19 protein-coding genes and 1 pseudogene are annotated in these 26,288 nt (G+C 71.3%); 1 reads left to right on the plus strand and 19 read right to left on the minus strand.

Annotation, left to right across the window (positions count from 1 at the left end; genetic code table 11):
• Positions 1–111: 111 nt before the first annotated feature.
• The 19 genes and pseudogenes from B9S57_RS29465 to B9S57_RS29550 all read right to left on the minus strand — a co-directional run bounded on the left by B9S57_RS29465 (position 112) and on the right by B9S57_RS29550 (position 23,729).
• On the minus strand, positions 112–1,494 hold the full coding sequence (locus B9S57_RS29465; protein ID WP_103760221.1) for a hypothetical protein: 1,383 nt from the start codon (positions 1,492–1,494) through the stop codon (positions 112–114).
• Between the two features lie 70 nt (positions 1,495–1,564).
• Positions 1,565–4,651, minus strand: a complete 3,087-nt coding sequence (locus tag B9S57_RS29470; RefSeq protein ID WP_103760222.1) for a glycoside hydrolase family 3 N-terminal domain-containing protein — start codon at positions 4,649–4,651, stop codon at positions 1,565–1,567.
• A gap of 61 nt (positions 4,652–4,712) precedes the next feature.
• Positions 4,713–5,057: pseudogene (locus B9S57_RS29475) on the minus strand (glycoside hydrolase family 16); the annotation flags it as partial.
• Positions 5,058–5,203: 146 nt separating this feature from the next.
• Positions 5,204–6,616, minus strand: a complete 1,413-nt coding sequence (locus B9S57_RS29480; RefSeq protein WP_103760223.1) for a GH1 family beta-glucosidase — start codon at positions 6,614–6,616, stop codon at positions 5,204–5,206.
• 53 nt (positions 6,617–6,669) lie between these two features.
• Positions 6,670–7,656, minus strand: coding sequence for an ABC transporter ATP-binding protein (locus B9S57_RS29485; RefSeq protein ID WP_103760224.1), 987 nt, complete (start codon positions 7,654–7,656; stop codon positions 6,670–6,672).
• The gene (locus B9S57_RS29490) at positions 7,653–8,654 is read right to left on the minus strand and encodes an ABC transporter permease (protein ID WP_103760225.1); all 1,002 of its coding nucleotides are present in this window, start codon (positions 8,652–8,654) and stop codon (positions 7,653–7,655) included. Before B9S57_RS29490 ends, B9S57_RS29485 begins: the two co-directional genes overlap by 4 nt.
• A 5-nt stretch (positions 8,655–8,659) precedes the next feature.
• The gene (locus tag B9S57_RS29495; RefSeq protein ID WP_103760226.1) at positions 8,660–9,640 is read right to left on the minus strand and encodes an ABC transporter permease; all 981 of its coding nucleotides are present in this window, start codon (positions 9,638–9,640) and stop codon (positions 8,660–8,662) included.
• Positions 9,637–10,692: an ABC transporter ATP-binding protein gene (locus tag B9S57_RS29500; RefSeq protein WP_103760227.1), complete on the minus strand. Its 1,056-nt coding sequence runs from the start codon at positions 10,690–10,692 to the stop codon at positions 9,637–9,639. Before B9S57_RS29500 ends, B9S57_RS29495 begins: the two co-directional genes overlap by 4 nt.
• Before the next feature lie 19 nt (positions 10,693–10,711).
• Positions 10,712–12,391, minus strand: a complete 1,680-nt coding sequence (locus B9S57_RS29505) for an ABC transporter substrate-binding protein (RefSeq protein WP_103760228.1) — start codon at positions 12,389–12,391, stop codon at positions 10,712–10,714.
• Between the two features lie 133 nt (positions 12,392–12,524).
• Positions 12,525–13,499: a LacI family DNA-binding transcriptional regulator gene (locus B9S57_RS29510; RefSeq protein ID WP_103760229.1), complete on the minus strand. Its 975-nt coding sequence runs from the start codon at positions 13,497–13,499 to the stop codon at positions 12,525–12,527.
• A gap of 601 nt (positions 13,500–14,100) precedes the next feature.
• Positions 14,101–15,708, minus strand: a complete 1,608-nt coding sequence (cimA, locus tag B9S57_RS29515; protein WP_103760230.1) for a citramalate synthase — start codon at positions 15,706–15,708, stop codon at positions 14,101–14,103.
• Positions 15,709–15,986: 278 nt separating this feature from the next.
• Positions 15,987–16,631, minus strand: coding sequence for a TetR/AcrR family transcriptional regulator (locus tag B9S57_RS29520; RefSeq protein ID WP_103760231.1), 645 nt, complete (start codon positions 16,629–16,631; stop codon positions 15,987–15,989).
• Positions 16,628–17,647, minus strand: coding sequence for an agmatine/peptidylarginine deiminase (locus B9S57_RS29525; protein ID WP_103760232.1), 1,020 nt, complete (start codon positions 17,645–17,647; stop codon positions 16,628–16,630). Before B9S57_RS29525 ends, B9S57_RS29520 begins: the two co-directional genes overlap by 4 nt.
• A gap of 19 nt (positions 17,648–17,666) precedes the next feature.
• The gene (locus B9S57_RS29530) at positions 17,667–19,349 is read right to left on the minus strand and encodes an urease subunit alpha (protein WP_103760233.1); all 1,683 of its coding nucleotides are present in this window, start codon (positions 19,347–19,349) and stop codon (positions 17,667–17,669) included.
• Complete coding sequence (ureA, locus tag B9S57_RS29535) at positions 19,349–20,038, minus strand: urease subunit gamma (RefSeq protein ID WP_103760234.1); 690 nt, start codon at positions 20,036–20,038, stop codon at positions 19,349–19,351. The genes B9S57_RS29530 and ureA overlap by 1 nt, the downstream gene beginning before the upstream one ends.
• Positions 20,039–20,188: 150 nt before the next feature.
• Positions 20,189–21,292, minus strand: a complete 1,104-nt coding sequence (locus tag B9S57_RS29540) for a branched-chain amino acid aminotransferase (RefSeq protein WP_103760235.1) — start codon at positions 21,290–21,292, stop codon at positions 20,189–20,191.
• Positions 21,293–21,574: 282 nt separating this feature from the next.
• Positions 21,575–22,618, minus strand: coding sequence for a 3-isopropylmalate dehydrogenase (locus B9S57_RS29545; protein WP_103760236.1), 1,044 nt, complete (start codon positions 22,616–22,618; stop codon positions 21,575–21,577).
• A 102-nt stretch (positions 22,619–22,720) separates the two neighbouring features.
• The gene (locus B9S57_RS36010; RefSeq protein WP_258036695.1) at positions 22,721–22,849 is read right to left on the minus strand and encodes a hypothetical protein; all 129 of its coding nucleotides are present in this window, start codon (positions 22,847–22,849) and stop codon (positions 22,721–22,723) included.
• Positions 22,850–23,129: 280 nt separating this feature from the next.
• A complete protein-coding gene (locus B9S57_RS29550; protein WP_103760237.1) occupies positions 23,130–23,729 on the minus strand; it encodes a TetR/AcrR family transcriptional regulator in 600 nt (199 codons plus the stop codon).
• A gap of 174 nt (positions 23,730–23,903) precedes the next feature.
• Here B9S57_RS29550 and B9S57_RS29555 point away from each other — a divergent pair, with 174 nt between their 5' ends.
• Positions 23,904–26,189, plus strand: coding sequence for a glycoside hydrolase family 3 N-terminal domain-containing protein (locus B9S57_RS29555; RefSeq protein ID WP_181011524.1), 2,286 nt, complete (start codon positions 23,904–23,906; stop codon positions 26,187–26,189).
• The last annotated feature ends 99 nt before the right edge of the window (positions 26,190–26,288 follow it).

Raw genomic sequence — 26,288 nt, forward strand, 5'->3', positions numbered from 1 at the left:
ACGCCGGATCTCCGCGGCCCCCGCCCGGTCCCACCGTGGCCACCGGCGGGGTGGCCGTCCGGTGGACACGGCTGGGGCAGTGCCCGGCGAGCGGTGCCGCGGCGGAGACGCTCAGAAGCCGCCGCCACCGTCGAACCCGCCGCCGCCGAAGCCGCCGCCGTCCCCGAAGCCTCCGCCGCCGAAGCCGGAGGAGTCGAAGTCGGAGCCGGAGACGTCGCCGCCGCTCCAGTCCCCGCCGCCACCACCGCCGAAGTCGCCGCCGCCGTACTCCGCCGCGTAGGCCGGGGTGGAGAGCATCGAGCCGAGCATGGTGCCGACGAGCAGGCCCGGGAGCAGGCCGCCGCCGAAGTAGCCGCCGGCCCAGGGGCCGTACGCCGGGCCCGCCTCCCAGTAGGGGCGGCGCCGGCCGTCGCCGACGTCGACCGTGCGGCTCAGTGGATCCTCGCCCTCGCGCAGGCGCACCTCGTCCGCGCCGCAGACCGGGACCTCACGGGCGGATCCGCCGGACGGTGTCCACAGGACGTCCGCGACGGCGGGGCCGTGGCGCGGGTCGAAGAAGCAGGGCGGGCGCCGCGCCGGGAGTGTCCGGCCCGTGCGGCGGGCCTCCAGGACGGCGAGCGAGAAGCGGCCGTCCTCCAGGGCCTGGGTGACCCCGCGTACGTCGGAGGGGTGCTGGGCGTCGCCCATGCGGGACTTGGCGTCCTCGTAGGAGTCGAGTGCGCGCTCGTAGTCGATGCGCATCGCGTCGTCGGCGCCCTTCTCGGCGGGGTGGAAGTCCAGCCGGTCCAGCGTCTCGCCGTACGCGGTGATGTCCTCGTCCACGACGACGCGGAGCTTCTCCAGGGCGGCCCGCTCCTCTTCCTCCTTGCGCCTCCTGTTGCGGCGGACGACCGCGAGCGCGGTGCCGCCGCCGACGAGTGCCACGCCGCCCAGGACGAGCAGACCGGTCACCGGCGTGCCGTTCACCGCCCCGTCGTCCGCGCCGTCGCCGGACCAGGAGGCCGGGGCGCTTCCCCTGGCCTCGTCGACGGCCCGGTCGACGAAGGCGTTCAGCTGGGCGGCCGTGCCGGTGTCGGTACCGGGCGCCTTCACGAGCGTCGTGAGGTTCTCGACGGCGCGCGTCGGCATCACCTGCGGGTCGGCGCCCGCGTCGAACCCGTCGCCGAGGCGGACCGCGTAGACGCCGGTGATCCCGGTGTCGGTGCGCAGGTTCTGGAGGAGGTCCTCAGGCGGGTACTGCGAGGTCGCCGGCAGGACGGCCACGAAGACCGGCTTGTCGGCGTCCGTGATCTTCTTCTCCAGGGCGGCCTCCTGGGACGCCGAGAGCTGCCCGGACGCGGCCGGGTCGACGTACACCGGGCCCTGGCGCAGGGCGCGGGCCGCGTCGTCGATCGTGGCGGGGGCGGCGTGGGCAGTGGAGGACATGGCCAGCAGTGCCGCCGAGAGCATCAGCAGCAGGCAGGCCCACAGGGGGACGAACAGCCTCTTCCGCATACTCCGAAAGTAACCCGGACGGGTGATGAATGCGTCACCCGCCCGGGTCTGGATTCATGCCGTTGCGCGGTTACCCGGCGCGGTACGCCGTGCGGAGCTTCGCGACCGCTCCGTCCAGGTCACCGGTGAGCAGCAGGTGGTCGGCCTCGGCGAACGGCTTGGACACCGCCGCGGTCGGCTCCCCTCCGGCCTTCTGCTGGACCAGCAGCCTGGCCCGGTCCACGATCTCCTTGCCCACCGCGGTCTTCCCGAGGCCCGCCCGCTCGGCGAGCCGGGCGGCGACGGCGAGACCGGTGAGGGTGGCTTCACCGCCCGTCGGCACCCTCTTCAGGGTGGTCAGTCCCCAGCCGAAGGGGAACTGCGGGTCGTACGCCGCGTCGCCGACGTTGATCGGCAGCTGCGACTCGGACTTCGGCCAGGTCACCGGAAGCTGGCCGGTGAAGGCCCGCTTTCCGTAGAGGACGTCGGCGACGCCGTCGCCCTCGGTGCCCGGCAGCCAGGAGGCGACGAGGGCGTCGATGTCGCCGAGCCGGTCCCCGATGAGCTGGGGGCGGCCCGAGACGATGAGGACCGCGCACTTCATGGCGGCGCAGACCGTGTCGACGGCCTTCTTGTCGGTGTCGGTCAGCTCCAGGTCGTGGCCGTTGCCGACATCTCCGATGCCCTCGGCGTAGGGCGTCTCACCGACGATGACGACACCGACGTCGTAGCCGTCGGTCGGGGCGGAGGCGTCCTTGGAGAAGGTGGCCGAGGGAGCGTTCTTCTCGATGCCCTTCAGGATCGTCGTGCCCGTGGTCGTGGTACCGGAGGCGCCCTGCCAGCTGACGGTCCAGCCGCCGGCCTGGTTGCCGAGGTCGTCGGCGTTGGAGCCGGCGACGTAGACCCTTTGGGAGGCCTTGAGCGGGAGCACCGCGCCGTCGTTCTTCAGCAGCACCTGGGACTTGGCGGCTGCCTCGCGGGCGACCGCGCGGTGCTGCGCCGAGCCGACCTCGTCCAGGTTCGAGGTGTCCGCGTACGGCTTCTCGAAGAGGCCGAGGCGGAACTTCTGGGTGAGGATCCGGGACACCGCGTCGTCGATCCTGGCCTGGCCGATCCGGCCGGCGGTGATCTCGTCCTGGAGGGTCTTCGTGAAGTCCTGGTACGCGGTCGGGACCATGATCATGTCCAGGCCCGCGTTGACGGAGGTCCGGACGTCGCTCGCGTAGTCACCGGGGATCTGGTCGATGGCCTGCCAGTCGCTGATGACGAAGCCCTCGAAGCCCATCCGGTCCTTGAGCACGCCGTTGATCATCTCGGCGTTGGCGTGCATCTTCACCGGGCCGACGCCGTCGCCGAGGATGTCCAGCGAGGAGTAGGACGGCATGACCGTGCCGACGCCCCGCTTCACGGACTCGGCGAAGGGCGCGAGGTGCACGGCTTCGAGCTCCTGCCGCGTGACCTTGGTGACGCCCTGGTCGATGGTGTACGAACCGGTGGTGGAGGAGCCGAACTCCGTGCCGCCGTCGCCGACGAAGTGCTTGGCGCTGGCCAGCACCTTGTCGTTGCGGTCCAGGTCGCGGCCGGACGGGCTGCCCTGCATGCCGGTGATGACGCTCTCCATGGACTCGACCAGTGCCGGGTCCTCGCCGTACGCCTCGTAGGAACGGCCCCAGCGCTCGTCCCGGGTGACGCAGACGCAGGGGGCGAAGTCCCAGGGGATGCCGGTGGCGCGGACCTCGCTCGCGGTGACGGCGCCCGTCCTCTCGGCGAGCCTCGGGTCGCGGCCCGCACCGATGCCGATGTTGTGCGGCATGATCGTCGAGCCGATCACGTTGTTGTGGCCGTGCACCGCGTCCACGCCGTAGATCAGCGGGATCTGGAAGCGGGTGGCCTGTGCGCGCAGTTGGTAGGCGTCGACCATCTTCGCCCAGGCCTCGGGCGTGTTCGGGGCGGGTACGGAACCGCCGCCGGAGAGCAGCGAGCCGAGGTCGTACGTGGCGATGTCGCCCTGGGACCGCAGCGCGTTGCGCTCGGCCTGGGTCATCTGGCCGGTCTTCTCGGCCGGCGACATCCGCGCCAGCAGGTCGGCGACGCGCTGCTTCACCGGGAGCTTGGCGTTCTGGTAGGCCAGCCCGTGGGCGTCGATGACGACCTGCGGGTTCTCCTTGGGCGCCTTGGCCCCGGTGACGGTGAGCTCCAGCGGGATCGTCTCCGCCGGCTCGGCGCCCTTGTCCTTGGTGGTCCTCACGGTGACGGTCTGCGTGGTGCCGGAGGCGGTGCCCGCGGGGAAGGTGTGGACGCCGGTGACCGGGGTGTAGTCCTTGCCGGACTCGGCGCTGCCGCCCTTGGTCGCCCAGGCGACGGTGACGGGCTCCTCGATGGGCGCTGAGCCGGTGGTGGCGACGGAGATCCTGATGTCCGCCGTGCCTCCCTCCTTGACCGTGTGCACGGCGGAGTCGACGACGACGCTCGACTTCAGGGCCGGGTCGGCCTTGCCGTACAGCTCGACGGCGTCCATGGCGAAGGAGCCGGGGGCGCCGGTCGGGAGGGTGAGGGCGTAGCCCCACATCTCGTTGAGGCCGAGGACCTGGTCGATGCCGCCGACGGGCTGGTAGTCGGCTCGGTAGACGAAGTCCGCGAAGGGCATCTCGACCTGGTGCCAGCCTTCCCAGTCGTCGGTGAAGGAGGTGGTCCAGAGCTCGGAGGCGCCACCGCCCGCTCCGCCGTCCTTGATCTCGAAGTTGATCCGCTTGCCCGAACCGGGCGGCAGCGGGGCGGTGTTCTGGCCGTACCACCAGAAGCGGATGCCCTTGTGGGCGGTCCAGTCCTCCGGGGGCTGGTCGACGGCGAACTCGTGGCTGAGTCCGCCGTAGGCGCTGATGTCGTAGGTGCCCTGGAGGACCTTGGCGCCCTCGGGGGCGTCGGCGCGCTCCTTGAACTCCAGCGCGGGGTGGTCGTCCGCGTCGCCGCCCCAGGTGAACAGGGAGTCGGCGGGCGGGTTACCGAAGGGGACCTCGCCCTCGAAGCGGTCGACGAGGACGGGTGCGAGGTCCTCCGCGCCTGCCGCGGCGCTGGGGACGGCCCCGGCGAGGAGTGAGGCGAGGACCGTGGCGGCGGCGAGTGCGGCCGTGGCCGGTCTCGCCCGGTGACGTGCGCGGGTGTGCGGTGTACGGGGCATGTGCGGCTCTTCTCTGCTCCGGTGGCCGGTGGCCGGTGGTCGGTCGTCGGTGGGGTCGGGGCTACTTCTGCTCGAAGCGCACCCAGTCGGTCTGCGCCTTGACGCCTCCCTGTGCGACGCGGTCGACGCTGGACTGCGGGAGACCCCGGCAGGGCTGGGTGACCTTGTTCCAGCCGGCGGGGTAGGCGCCGCCGAGGGCAAGGTCGAGGATCACGTACTGGTCGTGGTCGAGGACCCGCTTGCCGCGGGTCGACTCCGGCTTCTGGCGGGAGGTCTGCTGGACGGTGCGGTCGTCGACGGTGGAGGTCATGCCCTCGGGTGTCCACTCGAGGGCATGGGGGTGCCACCGGTCGGCGCGGCCGCCGCCCGGGTAGGTCTGCTGCTTGCCGATGTCGGCGTCGGCGGAGGGGTGTCCCCGGCAGCCGCGGCGGCTCTCACCGCGGGGTCGGGGCGGGGGCCGCGAGGGCCGTGGGAGTGGCGAGGGCGACCAGGGCGGCGGTGGTGGCGAATATCGTCGTACGAGAAGGCATGCGGGGGTGCTCCTTCTACGGGTCAGTCGGTGCGGGACTCACGGGTGAGGTGGATCGTGTCGCGGTACCACTTGGCGCTGTCCTTGAGGGTCCGCACCTGCGTGTCGTAGTCGACGCGGACGATGCCGAACCGCTTGTCGTAGCCGTAGGCCCACTCGAAGTTGTCCATGAGCGACCAGGCGAAGTAGCCCCGGACGTCGGCGCCCTGCCGACGTGCCTCGGCCACGGCCTCGATGTGGTCGGCGAGATAGGCGGTGCGGTCGGTGTCGGGCACGGAGCCGTCCGCGGCGACGGTGTCGTCGAAGGCTGCGCCGTTCTCGGTGATGACGGTCGGCAGCGCGTAGTCGCGCTGGAGCCGGGTCAGCAGGTGGGTGAGCTCGGCCGGGGTGATCTCCCAGTCCATGGCCGTGCGGGGCAGGTCGCGCTCCACCCCGCGGACGACGGGGAGACCGTCGGTGTCGGTCGGCGATCCCTCCTCGGTGACCCCCGAGAACAGGGCGCCCCGGTAGAAGTTGACGCCGAGGACGTCGAGGGGGGTGGCGATGACCTCCAGGTCACCCTCCTGGACGGGCAGTTCGATGCCCTGTGCGGCGAGGTCCTCGACGACGTCGCCCGGGTAGCGGCCGTGGACGATCGGGTCGAGGTAGAGGCGGGTCCCCATGCCGTCGGCGCGGCGGCACGCCTCCCGGTCTGCCTCGCTGTCGGTCTCCGGAGTGGCGGTGCCCAGGTTGAGGGTGATGCCGAGTTCCAGGGGGCTGGTCCCGGCCGCCTCGCGCATCTGCCGGGCGGCGAGGCCGTGCCCCAGCAGGAGGTGATGGACGGCGCCCATGGCGTCGCCCATGTCGCTGCGGCCGGGGGCGTGCGCCCCGTAGGCGTAGCCGAGCATCGCCGAGCACCACGGCTCGTTCAGGGTCGTCCAGTGCTCGACCCGGTCGCCGAGCGCCTCGTACGCCAGCATCGCGTACTCGGCGAACCGCCGGGCGGTGTCCCGGGACGGCCAGCCGCCCGCGTCCTCCAGTTCCTGCGGCAGGTCCCAGTGGTAGAGGGTGATCCAGGGGGTGACGCCCCGGCCCTGGAGCTCGTCGACGAGCCGCTTGTAGAAGTCGAGGCCCTTGGCGTTGGCGGGGCCCCGGCCGCCCGGCTGGATGCGGGGCCAGGCCAGCGAGAAGCGGTAGGTGTCGACGCCGAGGCCGGCGATCAGCTCCACGTCCTGGGGCATCCGGTGGTAGTGGTCGCAGGCCACGTCACCGTGCTCCGCATGGTGCACGGCACCGGGGACCCGGCAGAACGTGTCCCAGATCGAGGGGGTGCGGCCGTCCTCCGTGGCCGCGCCCTCGATCTGGTAGGAGGAGGTGGCCACGCCCCAGCGGAAGTCGGCAGGGAGTCCGTGGACGGCGGCGGGCTGCAGGCTGCTGCGGGGCGTGACGAGATTCATGGGTCTCCGTAACTCCGGGTGTGCTGTGGGGTGGTGTGCGGCGGTGCGGCTGGTCAGTGGTGCAGCCAGCAGGCCACTTCGCGGTCCTGGCCGGCGTCGGGCGCGGCAAGGACCGGGACGCGCTGCGCGCAGGGCTCGAAGGCCTTGCCGCAGCGGGGGTGGAAGGCGCAGCCGGCGGGCATCGCGGACAGGTGCGGAGGCGATCCGGGGATGCCGGTGAGTTCCCGCCGGGGGCCGTGCAGCGCGGGGAAGGAGTGCAGCAGGCCCTCGCTGTACGGGTGGCGGGGGTCGCGGTAGATCTCGGCCGCTCCCGCCTGCTCCACGATCCGGCCGCCGTACATGATCGCGATCCGGTCGGAGAACTCGATCAGCAGCGAGATGTCGTGGGTGATGAACACGACGGAGAAGGAGAGCCGCTCCCTGAGTTCGACGAGCTTGCGCAGGATCTGCCGCTGCATCACCACGTCGAGTGCGGTGGTGGGCTCGTCCATGATGACGATCTCGGGTTCCAGGGCGAGCGCCATCGCGATCATCACGCGCTGGCGCATGCCTCCGGAGAGCTGGTGCGGATAGGCCGCGAGCCGGTCGGAGGAGATGCCGACGAGGTTCAGCAGTTCCTCGGCCCGGGCGGTCCTCCCGGCGGCGCGCATGGCGGGGCGGTGCGCCTTGAGCACGTCGGTGAGCTGGCTGTGGACGGTGTGCACCGGGTTGAGCGAGTTCATCGCCCCCTGGAACACGATCGACAGCTCCTGCCAGCGGAAGGCGCGCAGCTCGTCCGGGCTGAGGGAGAGGATGTCGACGGGCTCGGCGCCCGGCCGGTGGTAGCGGACGTCGCCGCCGGTGATCACCCCGGGCGGGGAGAGAAGCCGGGTGACCGAGTACGCCAGCGTGGACTTGCCCGATCCCGACTCGCCCGCGAGGCCGAGGACTTCACCGCGGTGCAGGGTGAGATCGATGTCGCGCAGCGCGCGGACGCCGCTCGCACCGGTGCCGTAGTCGACGTTGAGGCCGCTGATGGTGAGGATCGGCTCGGCGGTCATTCGCTCTGCTCCTTGCTGGGAACGCCGGTGCGGGTGGCCGGGGTGCTCGTACGGGCCACCGGGGTGAACCCGACCCGCATCCGGACCTTCCGGGAGGCTCCCGTCGCCGTGCGCAGGCGCGGGTTGACGAATTCGTCGATGCCGAAGTTGATGAGGGAGAGGGCGGTGCCCAGCAGGGCGATGCACAGCCCGGCCGGGACGAACCACCACCACGCGCCCTGGGCCAGGGCCTGGTTGGACTGCGCCCAGAAGAGGACGGTGCCCCAGTTCCAGTGGGAGATGTCGGCGACGCCGATGAAGGCGAGGGTGATCTCGGAGAGCACCGCGAAGATCACGGTGCCGACGAAGCCGGACGCGATGACGGCGGTGAGGTTCGGCATGACCTCGAAGAGGATGATCCGCCAGGTGGACTCGCCGGTGGCCCGTGCGGCCTCCACGTAGTCGCGGCGCCGGAGCGACAGGGTCTGGGCCCGCAGCACGCGCGCCCCCCAGGCCCAGGAGGTGAGGGCGATGACGACGGCGATCAGCAGGTCCCCGGTGTCCTCGACGAAGCTCGCGATGATGATGATCAGCGGCAGGCCGGGGATGACCAGGAAGACGTTGGAGAGCATCGAGAGGATCTCGTCGGCGGCTCCGCCGAGGAATCCGGCGCTGACCCCGATCAGTACGGACAGCACGGTCGCCAGGATGCCGGCGAGGAATCCGACGAGCAGCACGCCGCGGGTGCCGACCAGGATCTGCGAGAGGACGTCCTGCCCGGTCTGCGTCGTGCCGAACCAGTGCTCGGCGGAGGGCGGTTGCAGCAGCTGGTCGCTCATCGCGTCCGGGTCGTACGGGGCGAGCCAGGGGCCCGCCACGGCGAGGACCACGAAGAAGGCGAGGACCAGCAGCCCGGTGCGGGTCTTGCCTCCGCGCAGGAAGCGGAACCTCGTCCGGCCGGCCGCGGCGGGGGTGGGCGGGTCGTCCGGTACGGCGACGTCGGTGGCGGTGGCGGACACAGTCGTCAGGCCTCCTTACGAGTGCGGGGGTCGAGGAGGGCGTAGGCCATGTCGGCCAGCAGGTTCGCGGCGAGCACGGAGAGCGTGATGATCAGGAAGACGCCCTGCATGAGCGGGTAGTCCTTGGCGCCGACCGCCTGGAAGAGCTGGTAGCCGATGCCCGGGTAGGAGAAGACCATCTCGACCAGCAGGGTGCCGCCGACGATGAAGCCCAGCGAGAGGGCGAAGCCCGAGATGTTGGGCAGGACGGCGTTGCGTGCGGCGTAGGAGAACATCACGCGCCGCTCGGACAGCCCCTTGGCCTGCGCCACCATGACGTAGTCCTCGGAGGAGACCGTCACCATCATGTTGCGCATGCCGAGGATCCAGCCGGCGATGGCGCTCAGCACGATCGTCACGCCGGGCAGGACGCCGTGGTAGAGCGCGCTGGAGATGAACGGCCGGTCGAAGGCCGGGACCAGGGAGTTGTCGTAGCCTCCGGCGGCCGGGAAGATCTGCCACTTCACCGCGAACAGGGCGATGGCGATGAGACCCAGCCAGAAGTACGGGATGGCCGAGATGAACGTGGTCACGGGCAGCAGGCCGTCCAGCCAGGAGCCTCGCCGCCAGCCGCTGTAGACGCCGATGCCGGTGCCGAGCAGGAAGCTGATCAGGGTGGTGATGCCGACCAGCGCGAGGGTCCAGGGCAGCGACTGGGAGATCACCTCGGCGACCGGGGTCGGGAAGAAGGTGAAGGAGAGCCCGAGGTCGCCGTCGAGGAGGTGCGACCAGTAGTCGGTGTACTGCGACCAGACGGACTGGTTCTCGTCGAGCCCGAACAGCGCCTTCAGGGAGGCGATGGCGGTGGTGTCGAGCTGGCCCTGGTAGCGGCTCATCAGAGCGTCGACCGGGTCGCCCGGCATCAGGCGCGGGATCAGGAAGTTGATGGTGATGGCGGCCCACGCGGTGACCGCGTAGAAGGCGAGCCGCTGGAGGACGTACTTCACTTCGCTGCTCCCTCGGCGGTGGTGCCGTCGTACAGCCAGCAGGCGGCCCACTGGCCGTCGGCCAGGTCGAAGCGCGGCGGCAGCTCGGTGCGGCAGCGTTCCATGGCCTTGGGGCAGCGGGGGTGGAAGCGGCAGCCTGCGGGCGGGGTGATCAGGGAGGGCGGCTCGCCGCTCCCGGTCTCCTCCTGGTCCGCCTCGTCCGCCACCCGGTCGGGGTCCGGCGCGGAGGCGATGAGCAGCTGGGTGTAGGGGTGCGCGGGATGCTGGGTGACGGTCTCGCTGTCGCCGCCCTCGACGATCCGGCCGGCGTACATCACCAGGGTCGTGTCCGCGAAGTAGCGGGCGGACGCGATGTCGTGGGTGATGTAGAGGATCGCCAGGTGCAGGCGTTCCTTGAGGTCGCGCAGGAGGTTGAGGACGCCGAGCCGGATCGAGACGTCGAGCATCGACACCGGCTCGTCGGCGAGCAGGACCTGGGGGTCGGCGCCGAGCGCGCGCGCTATCGCGACGCGCTGGCGCTGCCCTCCCGACAGCTCGTGCGGGAACTTGTCCAGGAACTGATGAGGAGGCGTCAGCTGGACGCGTTCGAGCAGAGCGGCCAGGTTCGTCTCCAGCTCCGCCTCCCCGGTCCCCGCCCGGCCGTGGATCTCCAGGGCGCGGCTCAGGTGGTAGCGCACGGTGTGCACCGGGTTGAGTGAGGCGAAGGGGTCCTGGAAGATCAGCTGGACCTGCTTGACGTATCTGCGGAAGGACCGGCCACGCCCGGCCTTCACCGCCGCCCCGCCCAGGTGGATCTCGCCCGCGGTGAGCGGGTACAGCTGGGCGAGCAGCCGTGCGACGGTGGACTTTCCGGAGCCCGACTCCCCCACCAGCGCCGTGACGGTGCCGCGCCGGAGCTTCAGCGAGACGTCGTCGACGGCGTGGACGGTGCGGCGTCTGCGGGCGACCATGTCGCCGGCGGTGCGCCGTACGGGGAAGTGCTTGGTGACTCCGCGTGCTTCGAGCACCACGTCGTTCTCGGTGCGCACGTCTGCGGACTGTTCGGTGGTCATGGTCGGTTCTTCCCCGTGCCTACTTGGCGGGCTTCAGGTTCAGCACGACTTCCAGCGCGTCCTGCTGGGTGTGCTGCGGTGCCGCGTACGGGTCCTTCTCGGTGGGCCAGCCCACCCAGTGCTTCGTGGAGTACTCGGCACCGATGGGGGCGGCGGCGGTCGGGACGACCGGGGCCTGGTCGACCATGATCTTCTGCAGCGCGTTCATGGCCTTGGTGCGGGTGGGGTCGTCGGTGGCGTTGGCGTACTCCTTCAGCGCGGCGGTCGCCTCGGGGCTCTTGAAGCGGCCGAAGTTGCCGAGCTGGGAGGGCTTGCCGATGGGCTGGAGGATCGCCCCGTCCATGATGTTCTGGTACATGTCGTAGGGCGTGGCGCCGCTGTTGGTCCAGTGCAGGGTGGCGTCGAAGTTGCCGGCGGCGACGTCGTTGGTCCAGGCCTCGGCGGTCTGGGTCTTGACCTTGGCCTCGATGCCCAGCTGCTTGATGTTGTCCTTGATGATCGAGAGCCCGGTGATGTAGTCGTTCCATCCGGCCGGGTCGGTGAAGGTCAGCTCCACGGGCTTGCCGCCCGGGTCCTTCAGGACGCCGCCGCTGAGCTTGAAGCCGGCGTCCTTGAGGAGCGCCTTGGCGCCGTCCACGTCGGGCGCCGTGGTGGCGCTCTTGTACTCCGGCGCGAGGAACGGCTCACCGGCGGGCAGCGGGATGCCGGTCGGGTTGCTGATCTCCGGGTAGAGCGTCGCCTGGGCCTGCACGTGGATCGCCTTGCGGTCGATGACCATGGCCATCGCCTTGCGCAGGGCCGGGTTGTCGAACGGCTTGCGGGCGGTGTTGAACCACAGGCCGTGGATGCCGAGGCCCGAGGGGAACCAGAGCTTGTGGTTCTCCGGGTCCTTGGCGACGTACAGCTGCTTGTAGTTCGGCATGAAGACGAAAGACCACTCGAGCTTGCCGTTCGCCAGGGCCGTGGTCGCGGCGCTGTTGTCGTTGTAGGTGCTGTAGCGCAGCTCCTTGACCTTGGTCTCGCCCTTCCAGTAGGTGGGCGTGGCGGTCAGGGTGGTGGTCTGCGGGGTGAAGGTCTTCAGCTTGTACGGGCCGGAGCCGACCGGGGTGCGGTTGGGCCAGGTCTCCGGGTTCTCGACCTTCTCCCAGATGTGCTTGGGCACGACATAGGTCGAGATGATCTTGTTCTGGTTGACGAACTGCGAGTCCTTGAAGGTCAGCACGACCTTCTTGCCCTCGACGGCGACGCCGTCGTACGGGATGCCGTTGCCGTTGAGCGCCGGGTGCTTCTTCAGCAGCTCGAAGGTGAAGGCGACGTCCTCGGCGGTCAGCGGCTTGCCGTCCGCCCACTTGGCCCGCTCGTCGAGCGTGAAGGTGAGCTTGGTGAAGTTGGACTCCCAGTCCCACGCGGTCGCCAGCCACGGGTCCGCCTTGTCGGTGGGGCGGATCATGTTGGTCATGGCCAGCGGCTCGTAGATCATGTACCGGTAGCCGAGGGTGGCGCTCGCGGAGGTGGCCAGGAACGGGTTGCTGTTGTTCGTCTGCGGCCCGTCGGGCTTCCCGAGGTTCAGTACGCCGGAGGCACCGGCTCCGCCTCCCTTGTTGGCGCCGGAGTTGGCGGACGAGCAGCCTGCGGCGAGCGCGACCACGGCGGTGGCGACTGAGAGCGCTCTCAGAGTGTGACGACGGCGTACGGACATGGCGACTCCAGGAGGACTGCGGGTCTGGGAGATCCGGCGGTGTGGGCAGCGCTCGACGCGCGGGTGCGGGTGGTGCGGGTACCGGTGGGGCTGGTTCGGGGATGCGGGCGGGTGACCGGCGGGGCCGGGTCCGTTACGGCGCCGAGTGGCGCACGACCAGTTCGGTGGGCAGCACGACCGGTCCGTCCGGTACGGCGGTGCCGCCGAGGTGGGAGAGGAGCAGGCGGGCAGCCGCCTCCCCCATCTGCCGGGTGGGCTGGTGCACGGTGGTGAGGGGCGGTTCGGTGTGTTCGGCCATCGGGATGTCGTCGAAGCCGACCACCGCGATGTCGTCGGGTACGCGGCGGCCGGCGGCTCTCAGTGCACGCAGGACCCCGGCCGCGCTGATGTCGTTGTGGGCGAAGACCGAGTCGAACTCCGTCCCGGCAGCGAGGAGTTCCTCCACCACGAGCCGGCCTCGGCTCTCGGTGAAGTCCCCGTCCACGACCAGCCCGGTGGGCAGGACCGACCGGAAGCCGGCGAGCCGGTCGCGTACGCAGCCGAAGTGCTTCGGGCCCGTGACGACCAGCGGTCTGGTGCGCCCAGCGGCCCGCAGATGACGGGCGACGGACGCTCCTCCTTCGTGATTGGTGGTCACGACGGAGGGGAATTCGGGATGGTGCCCCCGGTCGTCGATCAGCACGATCGGCAGTCCGGAGCGGTGGAGTTCGGTGAGCTGGTCGAGTGTGTTCTCGGGCTCGACGACGACCAGCCCGTCGAAGGCGCGCGCCGACACCTGGGTGGTGAAGCGCTTGACGGACTCCGCCCCCCGGGTGCAGGTGAAGAGCAGCAGCCCGTAGTCGGCGGCCTCGACCGTGTCGACGATCCCCTGGAGCACCTCGCCCATCCACGGCCAGGTGAACGACGGCACCAGCAGGCCGACCGTACGACTGCGGCCACGCGCCAGTCCCACGGCGCCGGAACTGGGTACGTAGCCGAGGTCTGCGATCACTTCACGAACACGGGCGGCCGTGGAACCGTCCACTTCGCCCTTGAGGTTGATGACCCGTGACACGGTCGTCTTGCTGACGCCGGCCTCACGGGCGACATCGGCGATGGTGACACGCATCGGGGCCTCCGGGGACAAGGCAGGACAGGGGGGTCGGCGGGCTTCGGTACCGGTTCCGGAACCGGTACCGGCGTTGCGGCTGGAGTTAACCGCGCTGGAACAGAGCCGTCAATACTTCACACCGAGATTGGTCCGTACCCATGATCGAAGCAGCTCCGGAAGCCCTTTCGTTCACTTCTTGAATGCCCTGGACCTCTTGACGCGGACACACAACGTGCCGTTCACTCACGCTCGTTCGACGGATACCGCACCCACGCACGCGAGGAGGTCGGGCGCGGCGGACGACGAGGCGGGAGTCCCTCAGCGCCCCGCACGTCGGCGCCGGAGAGACGTACGGACGCCGCCGGACCATGGTGCGCACGAGCGTCACGAAGGCCGCGAAGGCGCCCGTGACGACGACGGTCCGACGGTGACCACGATGTGATACGCACTCATCCTTCGACCTGCTCCCCCGCTGCCATGACCACGGCCTCCAGTGTGTGGGAGCACGTGCGCGGACGCGGCCGGCACTCCCCGCCCGGGGGCGCGCCGCGTCCGTGCCCGGGTCGGGAGGCGGACCGGAGGTGCCGTCCGGGGACGGCACCTCCGGTGGCCGGCCCCGTCAGTCGGTCGGCTCGACCCCGGCCCGCAGGAGGCCGTAGGTGTAGGCGTCCTCCAACGCCTGCCAGGAGGCGGCGATGACGTTCTCGGCCACGCCGACCGTCGCCCAGTCACCGGATCCGTCGCCCGTGGTGATCAGCACCCGGGTGGTGGAGTCGGTACCGGTGCGGCCCTCCAGGATGCGGACCTTGTAGTCGATCAGCTCCAGCTTGGCGAGCTGCGGGTAGATCCGCTCCAGACCGACGCGCAGCGCGCGGTCCAGGGCGTTGACGGGGCCGTTGCCCTCGGCGGTGGCGACGATCCGCTCGCCCTTGGCCCAGAGCTTCACGGTCGCCTCGTTGGCGTGGGAGCCGTCGGGGCGGTCCTCGACGATGGCCCGCCAGGACTCGACGCGGAAGTAGCGGCGGGGCCTGCCGTCGACCTCGGCGCGCAGGAGGAGTTCGAAGGAGGCGTCGGCCGCCTCGTAGGTGTAGCCCTTGAGCTCGCGCTCCTTGACCCGCTCGACGACGCGCCCGACGAGCGCGCGGTCCTCTCCCAGGTCGATGCCGAGCTCCTTGCCCTTGAGCTCGATGGAGGCCCTGCCCGCCATGTCGGAGACGAGCATCCGCATGGTGTTGCCGACGCGTTCCGGGTCGATGTGCTGGTAGAGGTCCGGGTCGACCTTGATCGCGGAGGCGTGCAGTCCGGCCTTGTGCGCGAAGGCGGAGACACCCACATAGGGCTGGTGGGTCGAGGGCGTGAGGTTGACGACCTCCGCGATGGCGTGCGAGATCCGGGTCATCTCCGCGAGCGCGCCCTCGGGCAGGACGGTCTTGCCGTACTTGAGTTCCAGCGCGGCGACGACGGGGAAGAGGTTCGCGTTGCCGACCCGCTCGCCGTAGCCGTTGGCGGTGCACTGCACGTGGGTGGCCCCGGCGTCGACGGCGGCCAGGGTGTTGGCGACGGCGCAGCCCGTGTCGTCCTGGGCGTGGATGCCGAGCCGGGCTCCGGTGTCGGCGAGGACGGTGGAGACGACGGCCTGGACCTGGGCCGGGAGCATCCCGCCGTTGGTGTCGCAGAGGATGACCACGTCGGCGCCGGCCTCGTGTGCGGTGCGTACGACCGACTTGGCGTACTCGGCGTCGGCCCGGTAGCCGTCGAAGAAGTGCTCGCAGTCGACGAAGACCCTGCGGCCCTGCTCCCGGAGGTGGGAGACGGTGTCGCGGACCATCTCCAGGTTCTCCTCCAGCGTGGTGCGCAGGGCCAGTTCCACATGGCGGTCGTGGGACTTGGCGACCAGCGTGACCACCGGGGCGCCCGAGTCCAGGAGCGCCTGCACCTGCGGGTCCTCGGAGGCCTTGCCGCCGGCCCTCCGGGTGGCGCCGAACGCGACGAGCTGGGCGTGCTCGAAGTCGATCTCCTGCTGGGCGCGGGCGAAGAACTCGGTGTCGCGTGGGTTGGCGCCGGGCCAGCCGCCTTCGATGAAGCCCACGCCGAAGTCGTCCAGATGCCGCGCGATGGTCAGCTTGTCCGCGACCGTCAGGTTGATGCCTTCACGCTGCGCACCGTCGCGCAGGGTGGTGTCGAAGACATGGAACGTGTCGTCGGGGGCGGTGGCCTTGGTGGTCATGCTGATCTGACTCCTGTCGGGTGAGCGGATCCGGACGAATCGGCTCCACTTGCCCCCATCATCTCGCGTGCCTCGCTCCGGCCGTGGTGTGGGCCGGAAAACGAAAAAACCCCTCGCGGGTGCGAGAGGTCTGCGCGCGGGTCTGGGGCACGATGTCCGTTCCGTACGTGGTGGTACGGGACGGTCACTGCGGACCGGCGCGCCTGCTGCCGATAATCATGGCGAACGAGGACACGCACGCAGTCTGGCACAGCGCCCCTCCCGCGTCCCGGCCCGTCTCAGGATGCGGGCGTGACGTCCGTCGCACGGGGGGCGGCGGCGGGGCGCGCGAGCGTCTCGTCCGCGTACCGGCGCATCTGGTCCAGGACCTGCTCCCGTCCGGTCCCGGGGATGCCGACGGTGACGTGCACGCTGAACCCGTCCATCAGGGCGCGCAGCCGGGTCGCGGCCCGGTCCGTGTCGACGGCGGGGAACTCCCCGCGGCCGATGCCGTCGGCCAGCAGTTCCGTCAGGTCCCGGTGCCAGGCGCCCTCGATGGCGGCCTGCCGGGCCCGGGCCTCCTCACCGGCGTCCTGCGAGCGGTTCCAGACCTCCAGCCATAGCGTCCAGTGCGGGTCACGGTGGCCGTCGGGCACGTACAGCTCGACGTAGGCGTCGAGCCGTTCGCGGGCGGTTCCGGGGCCGCGGAGCAGGGCGGTGCGTTCGGCGCCGAGCCGCGCCTCGCTCCACTCCAGGGTCTGCAGCAGCAGCTCGTCCTTGGTGCGGAAGTAGTAGAGGAGGTGCCCGCTGCTCATCCCCACCTCGCGGCCGAGCCCCGCCATGGTGAGCCCGTCGAGCCCGCGTTCGGCGACGGTGGCCATGACGGCGGCGAGCACGTCCTCCCTGGGCGGGGCGATGTTGCGACGGCGCGGGGTACGGGTCACGGTCTTCCGGTCCTGGGCTGTTGCTGCGTGACGCAGTGGATGCCTCCACCACCGGCAAAGATCGTACGGGCGTCGACGGGGGTCACCGTACGGCCGGGGAAGAGGTCGCGGAAGACGGCTGCCGCCTCCTCGTCCCTCGGGTCGTCGAAGGCGCAGAGGACCACCCCGTCGTTGCAGAGGTAGTGGTTGATGTAGGAGTAGTCGGCCCACGCGCCGTCGGCGTCGCGGAGAGCGGTGGGCGCCGGTATCTCCACCACCTCCAGCGGGCGGCCGCGCGCGTCGGTGGCGGCCCGCAGGATCCGGACCGTCTCCCGGGTGATCGCGTGGTCCGGATGGGAGGGATCGGGCTGGACGTGGGCGACGACGACACCGGGGCGGGCGAAGGCGGCGACGATGTCGACGTGGCCGAGGGTGCCGTACGTGCCGTAGTCCCCGGCGAGGCCGCGCGGCAGCCAGAGTGCCTTCTCGGTGCCGAGGCGGGCGTGGATCTCGTCCTCCACGGCCTGCCGGGTCCAGCCGGGATTGCGCTCCGGACCCAGCTGGACGGTCTCGGTGAGCAGGACGGTGCCCTCGCCGTCGACGTGGATCGCACCGCCCTCGTTGACCAGCGGCGAGCTGTGCACGGGGAATCCGGCCAGCTCGGCGACGCCCCGCGCGATGTGCCGGTCGTGCTCCCAGCGGGCCCAGCCCTGACCGCCCCAGCCGTTGAACGTCCAGTCCACCCCGGCCGGCTGTCCGCTCTCGTCGTCGACGACGAAGGTCGGCCCGATGTCCCGCATCCAGGCGTCGTCGAGAGGGCGTACGGCTGTCTCGACGTCCGGGCCGAGGAGCGCCCGGGCGCTGTCCTCCTGGCCCGGCCCCACGATCACGGTGACGGGTTCGAAGCGGCGTACGGCGCGGGCGACGGAGGCCCACGCGGCGCGGGCCTCGTCGAGCTCCGCGGCGGTGGCGAAGGTGGGGTTGGGGCCGGGCCAGGCCATCCAGGTGCGCTCGTGCGGTGCCCATTCGGGCGGCATGCGGAAGGTCACGGCGGCCCTAGAGGAAGTAGAGGCGGTTGAGGGAGACGGAGTCGGCGGCCGGCGAGCGCAGCGGGTCGCCGTCGAGGGTGACGAGTCCGGTCTCACCGTCGACGCCGACCTGCCCGGTACGGGAGTTGAGGCGCAGGTCGGCGGGGCCGATGCCGCGCGCGTTCCGGACGGCCACCCGGCGGCGGCGGGTGGGCATCAGATCGGAACCCAGCTGGGTGGCGGCCTCGGCGACGAAGGCGGCGGAGAGGTCGGCGGCCGTGGCGCCGTACGCGCCGAACTGCGGCCCGAGGACGAGGGGTTCGCAGGTGTCGGTGGCGGCGTTGGGGTCACCGGTGACCCCGTAGGCGGGGAAGCCGGACTTCAGGACCAGCTGCGGCTTCGCGCCGAAGAACTCGGGGCGCCACAGGACGATGTCGGCGAGCTTCCCGGCCTCGACGGAGCCGATCTCGTGGGAGAGGCCGTGGGCGATGGCGGGGTTGATGGTGAGCTTGGCCATGTAGCGCAGCACCCGGGCGTTGTCGTCGCCGGGGCCGTCGCCCTCCATCGGGCCGAGTTCGGCCTTCATCTTCGCCGCCATGGCGAAGGTACGGCGTACGGTCTCCCCGGCCCGGCCCATGCCCTGCGCGTCGGACGAGGTGATGCCGATGGCGCCGAGGTCGTGCAGGACGTCCTCGGCGCCCATCGTCCCGGCCCTGATCCGGTCGCGTGCCATGGCGGCGTCGCCGGGGAGGCCGGTCTTCAGGTCGTGGACGGAGACGATCATGCCGTAGTGCTCGGCGACGGCGTCCCGGCCGAAGGGGAGGGTCGGGTTGGTGGAGGAGCCGATGACGTGGGGGACGCCCGCCATCTTCAGGACGTCGGGCACGTGTCCGCCGCCGCAGCCCTCGATGTGGAAGGCGTGGATCGTGCGGCCTTCGAGCACGCTCAGGGTGTCCTCGACGGACAGGCACTCGTTCAGCCCGTCGCTGTGCAGGGCGACCTGGACGTCGTGCTCCTCGGCGACCCGCAGGGCGGTGTCCAGGGCCCGGGTGTGGGCGCCCATGTCCTCGTGGACCTTGAAGCCGCAGGCGCCGCCCTCGGCGAGGGCCTCCACCAGCGGGGCCTCGTGGGAGGACGAACCGCGGCCCAGGAAGCCGATGTTGACGGGCCAGGCGTCGAAGGCGTTGAAGGCGTGGCGAAGCGCCCAGGGGGAGTTGACCCCGACGCCCCAGACCGGGCCGAACTCCTGGCCGATGATCGTGGTGACACCGGAGGCCAGGGACGCCTCCATGACGCGTGGAGAGAGCAGGTGGACATGGGGGTCCACTGCTCCGGCCGTCGCGATCATGTTCTCCCCGGAGACGATGGTGGTTCCCGTGCCGACGACCACGTCGACCCCGTCGAGGGTGTCCGGGTTGCCGGCCCGTCCGATGGCGGAGATACGGCCCTCGCGGATGCCGACCGAGACCTTCCGGATGCCCAGCACGGCATCGATGACCAGCACGTTGCTGATGACCACGTCGCAGGTGTCCCGGACCGCGGCGGCCTTGAGGTGGAGGCCGTCGCGGGCCGTCTTGCCGAAGCCTGCGAGGAACTCGTCCCCCGGCTTCTGGGCGTCGGACTCCACGCGGACGGTCAGCCCGGAGTCGCCGAGCCTGACGCGGTCCCCGGCGCGGGGCCCGTGCACGGAGGCGTACTCGTAGGGATCCATCAGTTCTCCTCCTCCGCTCCGAGGTAGCCGCAGGCCGCAGCCCTGCGCAGCGCCTCCTCCTTGGCACCCGGCGCGTCCAGGGGCCCGTCGACGAGTCCGGCGAAGCCGATCGCGATCCGGTCGCCCCCGATGGGGACGAGCGCCGCCTCGACGGTCTCCCCCGGGCCGAAGCGGACGGAGGACCCGGCCGGCGCGCCCAGCCGCATCCCGTACGCCGCCGCGCGGTCGAAGTGGAGCCGGGGGTTGGCCTCGAAGAAGTGGAAGTGGGACGTGACGCTGACCGGGACGGTCGCGGTGTTGCGGACGGTGAGCCGCACGGCGGGCTGCGTCTCGGGCACCGCGGTACCGGGGAGCAGCGCCCCGGGGGCCTCGTCGCCGAGCGTGCCTCCGGCGAGCGGGTCGCTGACGACCGCGAGCCGGGAACCGTCGTCGAACACGGCCTCCACATGGACCTCGGTGACCACGTCGGCCACGCCGGGCAGCACGTCGTCCGGCCCCAGGACGGCCCGGGCGGCCTCGATCGCCTCGGCCAGCCTGCGTCCGTCCCTGGCCGCCTCGCAGACGGTGTCCGCGATCAGCGCCGTCGCCTCGGGGACGTTGAGCCGCAGGCCCCGGGCGCGCCGCGCCCGGGCCAGCTCGGCGGCCCCGAAGAGCAGCAGCCGGTCGCGTTCGGTCGGGGTCAGTCGCACGTACACCTCCTGGTTTCGAGCGTCACTCTAACCAGGTTTGAGCGGCGCTCGAAACCTGGACCGGCGAACGGCCGGGTGGACGGACACGCGGGAACGCCGAAGGCCGCGCCCCCTGTGCGGGAGCGCGGCCTTCGTGGGCGGGAGCGGCGGTCAGCCGAGCTCGTGCATCCAGCCGTGGGTGTCCTCGGCGATGCCACGCTGGATGTCCAGCAGGCGCTCGCGCAGCTTGAGGGTGACCTCGCCGGGGGTGCCGTCGCCCTGGGTCCACTCGCCGTCCGCGGACTTCACGGTGCCGACGGGCGTGATCACGGCGGCCGTGCCGCAGGCGAAGACCTCGGTGAGGGTGCCGTTCTCGGTGTCGGCGCGCCACTGGTCGATGGAGACGCGGCCCTCCTCGGAGGCGTAACCGAGGTCACGGGCGACGGTGAGCAGGGAGTCTCGGGTGACGCCGGCGAGCAGCGAGCCGGTGAGGGAGGGGGTGACGATGCGCTTGCTGCCGTCCTCCTGGCCGTACACGAAGTAGAGGTTCATGCCGCCCAGCTCCTCGACCCACTTGTGCTCGACGGCGTCGAGGTAGGCGACCTGGTCGCAGCCCTGCGCGGCGGCCTCGGCCTGGGCGAGGAGGGAGGCGGCGTAGTTGCCGCCGGTCTTGGCGTCGCCCATGCCGCCGGGCACGGCGCGGACCCGGTCCTGGGAGAGCCAGATGGAGACCGGCTTCACCCCACCGGGGAAGTAGGCACCGGCCGGGGAGGCGATGACGAGGAAGAGGTACTCGTTGGCGGGCCGGACACCGAGACCGACCTCGGCAGCGATCATGAACGGGCGCAGGTAGAGGGACTCCTCACCGCCGTGCGCCGGGACCCAGGCCCGGTCCTGCTGGACCAGCGCGTCGCAGGCCTCGATGAAGGTCTCGGCCGGGAGCTCGGGCATCGCGAGCCGTGCGGCGGACCGCTGGAAGCGGGCGGCGTTGGCCTCCGGGCGGAAGGTGGCGACCGTGCCGTCGGGCTGCCGGTAGGCCTTGAGGCCCTCGAAGATCTCCTGCGCGTAGTGCAGGGTCATGTTGGCCGGGTCCATCGACAGCGGCCCGTAGGGCACGAGCTGGGCGTCGTGCCAGCCGCGGCCCTCGGTCCAGCGGATCGTCACCATGTGGTCGGTGAAGTAGCGGCCGAAGCCGGGGCTGGCCAGGATCGCCTCGCGCTCCGCGTCGGACAGCGGGTTCGAGGAGGGCTTGAGCTCGATCGTGGGCTTCGTCATGAGTGCGTGTCCTTCACCGGTCTTGTGTGTGAGGGACCGCGCTCACGCCCGCTCCCCCCGGCGGCTTGCCGGGCAGGTTGTAGGACGTCCGAGCTCTACCGCGAGCCGCGGCCCCGTTCGATTATCTCCCGGGGGCGGCTCTGCACGAAATGGTGCGATTGCGGTGACGCTCGAGGGCGACGCGAGAACGCGGTCCAGGGGTCGATGGTGGCACCCGGAGACCGCGAGGTGAAGCCGCCGGGTGCGGTTGCGACCCGGCGGCTTCGAAGTGGAGGCGTCGGGTCAGCTCGCTACGCGTACCGCGAGCGCGTCGCCGATCTCGTCGGTGGTGCGCGCGTGCTGTCCGTCACGCTCCGCGAGGTCGGCGGAGACGGCCTCCTCGATGCGCACGGCCTCGGCCTCGTAGCCGAGGTGGCGCAGCAGGAGGGCGACGGAGAGGATCGTGGCCGTCGGGTCGGCCTTGCCCTGGCCCGCGATGTCGGGCGCGGTGCCGTGCACCGGCTCGAACATGGACGGGAAGGCGCCCGTCGGGTTGATGTTGCCGGACGCGGCCAGGCCGATGCCGCCGGTCACGGCTGCGGCGAGGTCGGTGAGGATGTCACCGAAGAGGTTGTCGGTGACGATGACGTCGAAGCGCTCGGGCTGCGTGACGAAGAAGATCGTCGCGGCGTCGACGTGCAGGTAGTCGGTGGTGACCTCGGGGTACTCGGCGGCGACCTTGTCGAAGGTGTTCTTCCACAGGTGGCCGGCGTACACGAGGACGTTGTTCTTGTGGACCAGCGTCAGCTTCTTGCGCGGACGGGCGGCGGCACGCGCGAAGGCGTCACGCACGACACGCTCGACGCCGTAGGCGGTGTTCACGCTGACCTCGGTGGCGACCTCGTGCTCCGTGCCGGTGCGCAGGGAACCGCCGTTGCCCGTGTACGGGCCCTCGGTGCCCTCGCGGACGACGACGAAGTCGATCTCGGGGCGGCCGGCCAGCGGGGTCGCGGTGTTCGGGAAGAGCTTCGACGGCCGCAGGTTGATGAAGTGGTCGAAGGCGAAGCGGAGCTTCAGCAGCAGCCCGCGCTCCAGCACGCCGGACGGCACCGACGGGTCGCCGATGGCCCCGAGCAGGATGGCGTCGTGGCCCCTGAGGGCTTCGAGTTCCGCGTCCGGGAGGGTCTCACCGGTGCGGTGCCACCGCTGGGCGCCGAGGTCGTACTCCTTGGTCTCCAGCTTCACGTCCTGCGGGAGAACAGCGTTGAGAACCTTGAGGCCCTGGGTGACGACCTCCTGGCCGATACCGTCGCCGGGGATCACTGCGAGATCGATGCTGCGAGACATAGAGGCACCCTAGCCTTCCGTCCCACCCCATGACATTCGACGTCCACGATACGGACATGCCGTGCCGGTCCGGACACGGTCACCACGGGGTGGGCCTCACCCTCAGTGACCCGTGGAGCCGCCGTTGTCCCGGCGGTCGAGGGCGCGCTGCAGGGCGGCGGCGGCGTTCTTACGCTCCGACTCGGCGGGGCGGGGGGTACGGCGGACGCGGCGGACAGTGGTCTCGGCCATGAGGGATCGACTCCTTGAGATCGCGTGGATTTCGGGATCGGGACTTCGCGCATACGGATGTCGGGATCGGGATTTCGAAGCGCCTGAAGGGGCGGGGAGCCGATGCCGCAGGGGTTGCCTGCTTCGGGCACGCTCACACACGCCGGTCGCTGGATCAGCGATTCGTTCGGCTCCTACAAAGTTAGGTCAGCCGGGCCTGTCTGTCTCTACAGATACTCGGACTTCCTACTATCTGAGACGGCGGCACGGCCGCGCCCCGCCCGAGGGGACGGCGCGAGCCTCAGAGATCCACGGTGAGCTGGGCCTCGATGTGCGCGCGCAGGGTGCCGGCCATGTCCGTGGTGCAGTCGCTGAGCAGCCACTGCACCTGGAGTCCGTCCATCAGCGCGATGAGCTGGGACCCCGCGTCGTCGGGTGCGACACCGGCCCGCAGCGCGCCCTCCAGACGCACCTGCGTGTAGGCGAGCCGGGCACCCGCGACCGAGTTCTCGTAGCGGCGCACGAAGTAGCCGTGGGCGGGGTGGTCGGCGGCCGTCGCCTCGGCGGACACCACCGAGAAGAGTTCGACGATCCCCCGCCGTGTCGCGTTCAGCTCGGCCAGCTCGGCGAACCTGCGCAGCCGCCGCACGCCCGTGGTGCCGCCGAGCGAGAGCCACTCGTCGTCCACGTCGTCACGGCGTTCGAGCACCGCGAGCAGCAGCGCCTCCTTGGTCGGGAAGTGGTGCAGCAGGCCGGTGTGCGAGATGCCGCACCGGGTCGCGATCACCCGGAGCGACGCACCCCGGTAGCCGGCCTCGCCGAACAGGGACATGGCCTGGTCGAGGATCTCGCGCCGCTTCGCACGGCCCTTCGCGTAGCCGCGGGTCGCTTCGGCCGTCACTGGCCACTCTCCCGGTCCGCCGGCGTCGTCCGGCCGGCTCTTAGGTACATCGGATTCCCGTGCGTGCGACCTCCGGCGGATTCCGTCCCCGGGGATCCCGATCCCGGGAGATACTTACCAGGTGGTCGGTATTGACTCTATGGTGAAGCGAACCGTGTCGCGAAAGGACCCCCCGTGTCCCCCTCCCTGCCCTATCTCGACCCCTCGCTCCCCGTGGCGGAGCGGGTCGCCGACCTCCTGGGGCGCATGACGCTGCCCGAGAAGGTCGGCCAGATGCTCCAGCTGAACGCCAAGGAAGGGGTGCGGCACTTCGTCGAGGACCTGCACGTGGGGTCGATCCTGCACACCTCGCCCGAGCGGGTCCTGGAGGCCGCCGAGCTGACCGACCGGTCCCGGCTGCGCATCCCGCTGCTGGTCGCGGAGGACTGCATCCACGGGCACTCCTTCTGGGAGGGCGCCACCATCTACCCCACCCAGCTCGGCATGGCCGCCACCTGGGACGCGGAGCTGGTGGAGCGGATCGCGCGGGCCACGGCGGTGGAGGTCGCGGCGACCGGCGTGCACTGGACGTTCTCACCGGTCCTCTGCATCACCCGGGACCTGCGCTGGGGCCGGGTCAGCGAGACCTTCGGCGAGGACCCCCATCTGATCGGGGAGCTGGCGTCGGCGATGGTGCGCGGGTACCAGGGCGACGGCCTGGCCGACCCGACCGCGGTCCTGGCCTCGGCCAAGCACTTCGCGGGGTACTCCGAGACGCAGGGCGGCCGGGACGCCAGCGAGGCGGACATCTCGCGGCGCAAGCTGCGGTCCTGGTTCCTGCCGCCGTTCGAGAGGGTCGCCAGGGAGGGCTGCCGGACGTTCATGCTCGGCTACCAGTCCATGGACGGCGTGCCGATCACGGTCAACGACTGGCTGCTCAACGACGTGCTGCGCGAGGAGTGGGGCTACACCGGGACCCTCGTGACCGACTGGGACAACGTCGGCCGCATGGTGTGGGAGCAGAAGGTGTACGCCGACTACGCCCAGGCCGCGGCGGCGGCGGTCCGCGCGGGCAACGACATGGTGATGGCGACCGAGGGGTTCTTCGAGGGCGCCCTGGAGGCGGTCGGGAACGGCACCCTCGGCGAGGCCGAGATCGACGCGGCCGTGCGCCGCGTGCTGACGCTCAAGTTCGAGCTCGGCCTGTTCGAGAACCCGCGCCGACCCGACACCGCCCGCCAGGCCGAGATCATCGGCAGCGCCGGGCACGCCGCACTGAACCTGGAGGCGGCCCGGCGCTCCCTGGTGCTGCTGACCAACGACGGCGCGCTGCCGCTGGCCGGCGGTTTCACGGCGGGGGACGACGGGCGGGCCGCCGGGGCCCCCGCCCCCCGCACGGTCGCGGTGATCGGGCCGAACGCGGACGACGCGCAGACCCAGCTGGGCGACTGGGCCGGCTCCTCGGGCCAGGTGGACTGGCTCCCGGAGGGCCAGCCGCGCGCCATGATCCGTACCGTCCTCGACGGCTTCCGCGAGCACGCGCCCGCGGGCTGGACGGTCTCGCACGCGCGGGGCGCCAGGATCCTCGACGTGGGCGCTGACCCGGAGGGGCAGTTCTTCCCCGACGGCCAGCCCCGCCCGGAGGTGGTCATCCCCGCCGAACCGGACGCCGCACTGATCGGTGAGGCGGTCGCCGCCGCCGAGGCCGCCGATTACGTCGTCGCCGTGGTCGGCGACCGCATCGAGCTGGTCGGCGAGGGCAAGTCGACCGCCACCCTGGAACTCGTCGGCGACCAGCTCGCGCTGCTGGACGCCCTGGCCGCCACGGGCAAGCCGCTGGTCGTCGTGGTCATCAGCTCCAAGCCGCTGGTCCTGCCGCCGTCCGTGCTCGGCGCCTCGGCGATCGTGTACGCGGCCAACCCCGGCATGCTCGGCGGCCGGGCGGTGGCCGAGCTGCTGCTCGGGATCGTCGAGCCGACCGGACGCCTGCCGCTCTCCTTCGCCCGCCACGCGGGTCAGCAGCCGACGTACTACAACCAGATCCGGGGCCAGCACGGCTCCCGGTACGCCGACCTGACCCAGCGTCCGGCCTTCGTGTTCGGCGAGGGCCTGAGCTACACCACCGTCGTGTACTCGGGTCTGGAGATGCTCACGGCGAGTGTCGGCGAGAGCGACACACTGCGGGCGCGCGTCACCGTCCACAACACCGGCGCGCGGCCGGCCGTGGAGACGGTGCAGGTGTACGTCAGCGACACCGTGACGTCGGTGACGTGGGCGGAGAAGGAGCTCAAGACCTACCGGCAGATGACGCTCGCGCCCGGCGAGTCCCGCGAGGTGGTGCTCGAACTGCCGGTCTCCGAGTGCACCCTCGTGGACGCGGCGGGCAGGCGCGTCGTCGAGCCGGGCGCCTTCGAGCTGCTCGTCGGCCCGTCCTCGCGCGACGACGCCCTCCTGCGGGCCGGCTTCACCGTGAAGGGCTGAGGCCGCACGGGGCGTCCGGCGGCCCGGGAACGGAAACCGCCTCCCGGCGGGCACGGGGGGAGCCGGCCGGGAGGCGGAGTGCGGGGGCGGGGCGCCCGG

The sequence above is a fragment of the Streptomyces sp. SM10 genome, assembly GCF_002910915.1.
GTDB lineage: Bacteria > Actinomycetota > Actinomycetes > Streptomycetales > Streptomycetaceae > Streptomyces.

Coding starts and splice junctions, on each gene's coding strand:
- B9S57_RS29485 (WP_103760224.1), bottom strand. CDS start 7,656: ATGACCGCCGAGCCGATCCTCACCATCAGCGGCCTCAACGTCGACTAC.
- B9S57_RS29500 (WP_103760227.1), bottom strand. CDS start 10,692: ATGACCACCGAACAGTCCGCAGACGTGCGCACCGAGAACGACGTGGTG.
- B9S57_RS29470 (WP_103760222.1), bottom strand. CDS start 4,651: ATGCCCCGTACACCGCACACCCGCGCACGTCACCGGGCGAGACCGGCC.
- B9S57_RS29480 (WP_103760223.1), bottom strand. CDS start 6,616: ATGAATCTCGTCACGCCCCGCAGCAGCCTGCAGCCCGCCGCCGTCCAC.
- B9S57_RS29530 (WP_103760233.1), bottom strand. CDS start 19,349: ATGGATCCCTACGAGTACGCCTCCGTGCACGGGCCCCGCGCCGGGGAC.
- B9S57_RS36010 (WP_258036695.1), bottom strand. CDS start 22,849: ATGGCCGAGACCACTGTCCGCCGCGTCCGCCGTACCCCCCGCCCCGCC.
- cimA (WP_103760230.1), bottom strand. CDS start 15,708: ATGACCACCAAGGCCACCGCCCCCGACGACACGTTCCATGTCTTCGAC.
- B9S57_RS29545 (WP_103760236.1), bottom strand. CDS start 22,618: ATGTCTCGCAGCATCGATCTCGCAGTGATCCCCGGCGACGGTATCGGC.
- B9S57_RS29540 (WP_103760235.1), bottom strand. CDS start 21,292: ATGACGAAGCCCACGATCGAGCTCAAGCCCTCCTCGAACCCGCTGTCC.
- B9S57_RS29505 (WP_103760228.1), bottom strand. CDS start 12,391: ATGTCCGTACGCCGTCGTCACACTCTGAGAGCGCTCTCAGTCGCCACC.
- B9S57_RS29510 (WP_103760229.1), bottom strand. CDS start 13,499: ATGCGTGTCACCATCGCCGATGTCGCCCGTGAGGCCGGCGTCAGCAAG.
- B9S57_RS29525 (WP_103760232.1), bottom strand. CDS start 17,647: ATGCCGCCCGAATGGGCACCGCACGAGCGCACCTGGATGGCCTGGCCC.
- B9S57_RS29465 (WP_103760221.1), bottom strand. CDS start 1,494: ATGCGGAAGAGGCTGTTCGTCCCCCTGTGGGCCTGCCTGCTGCTGATG.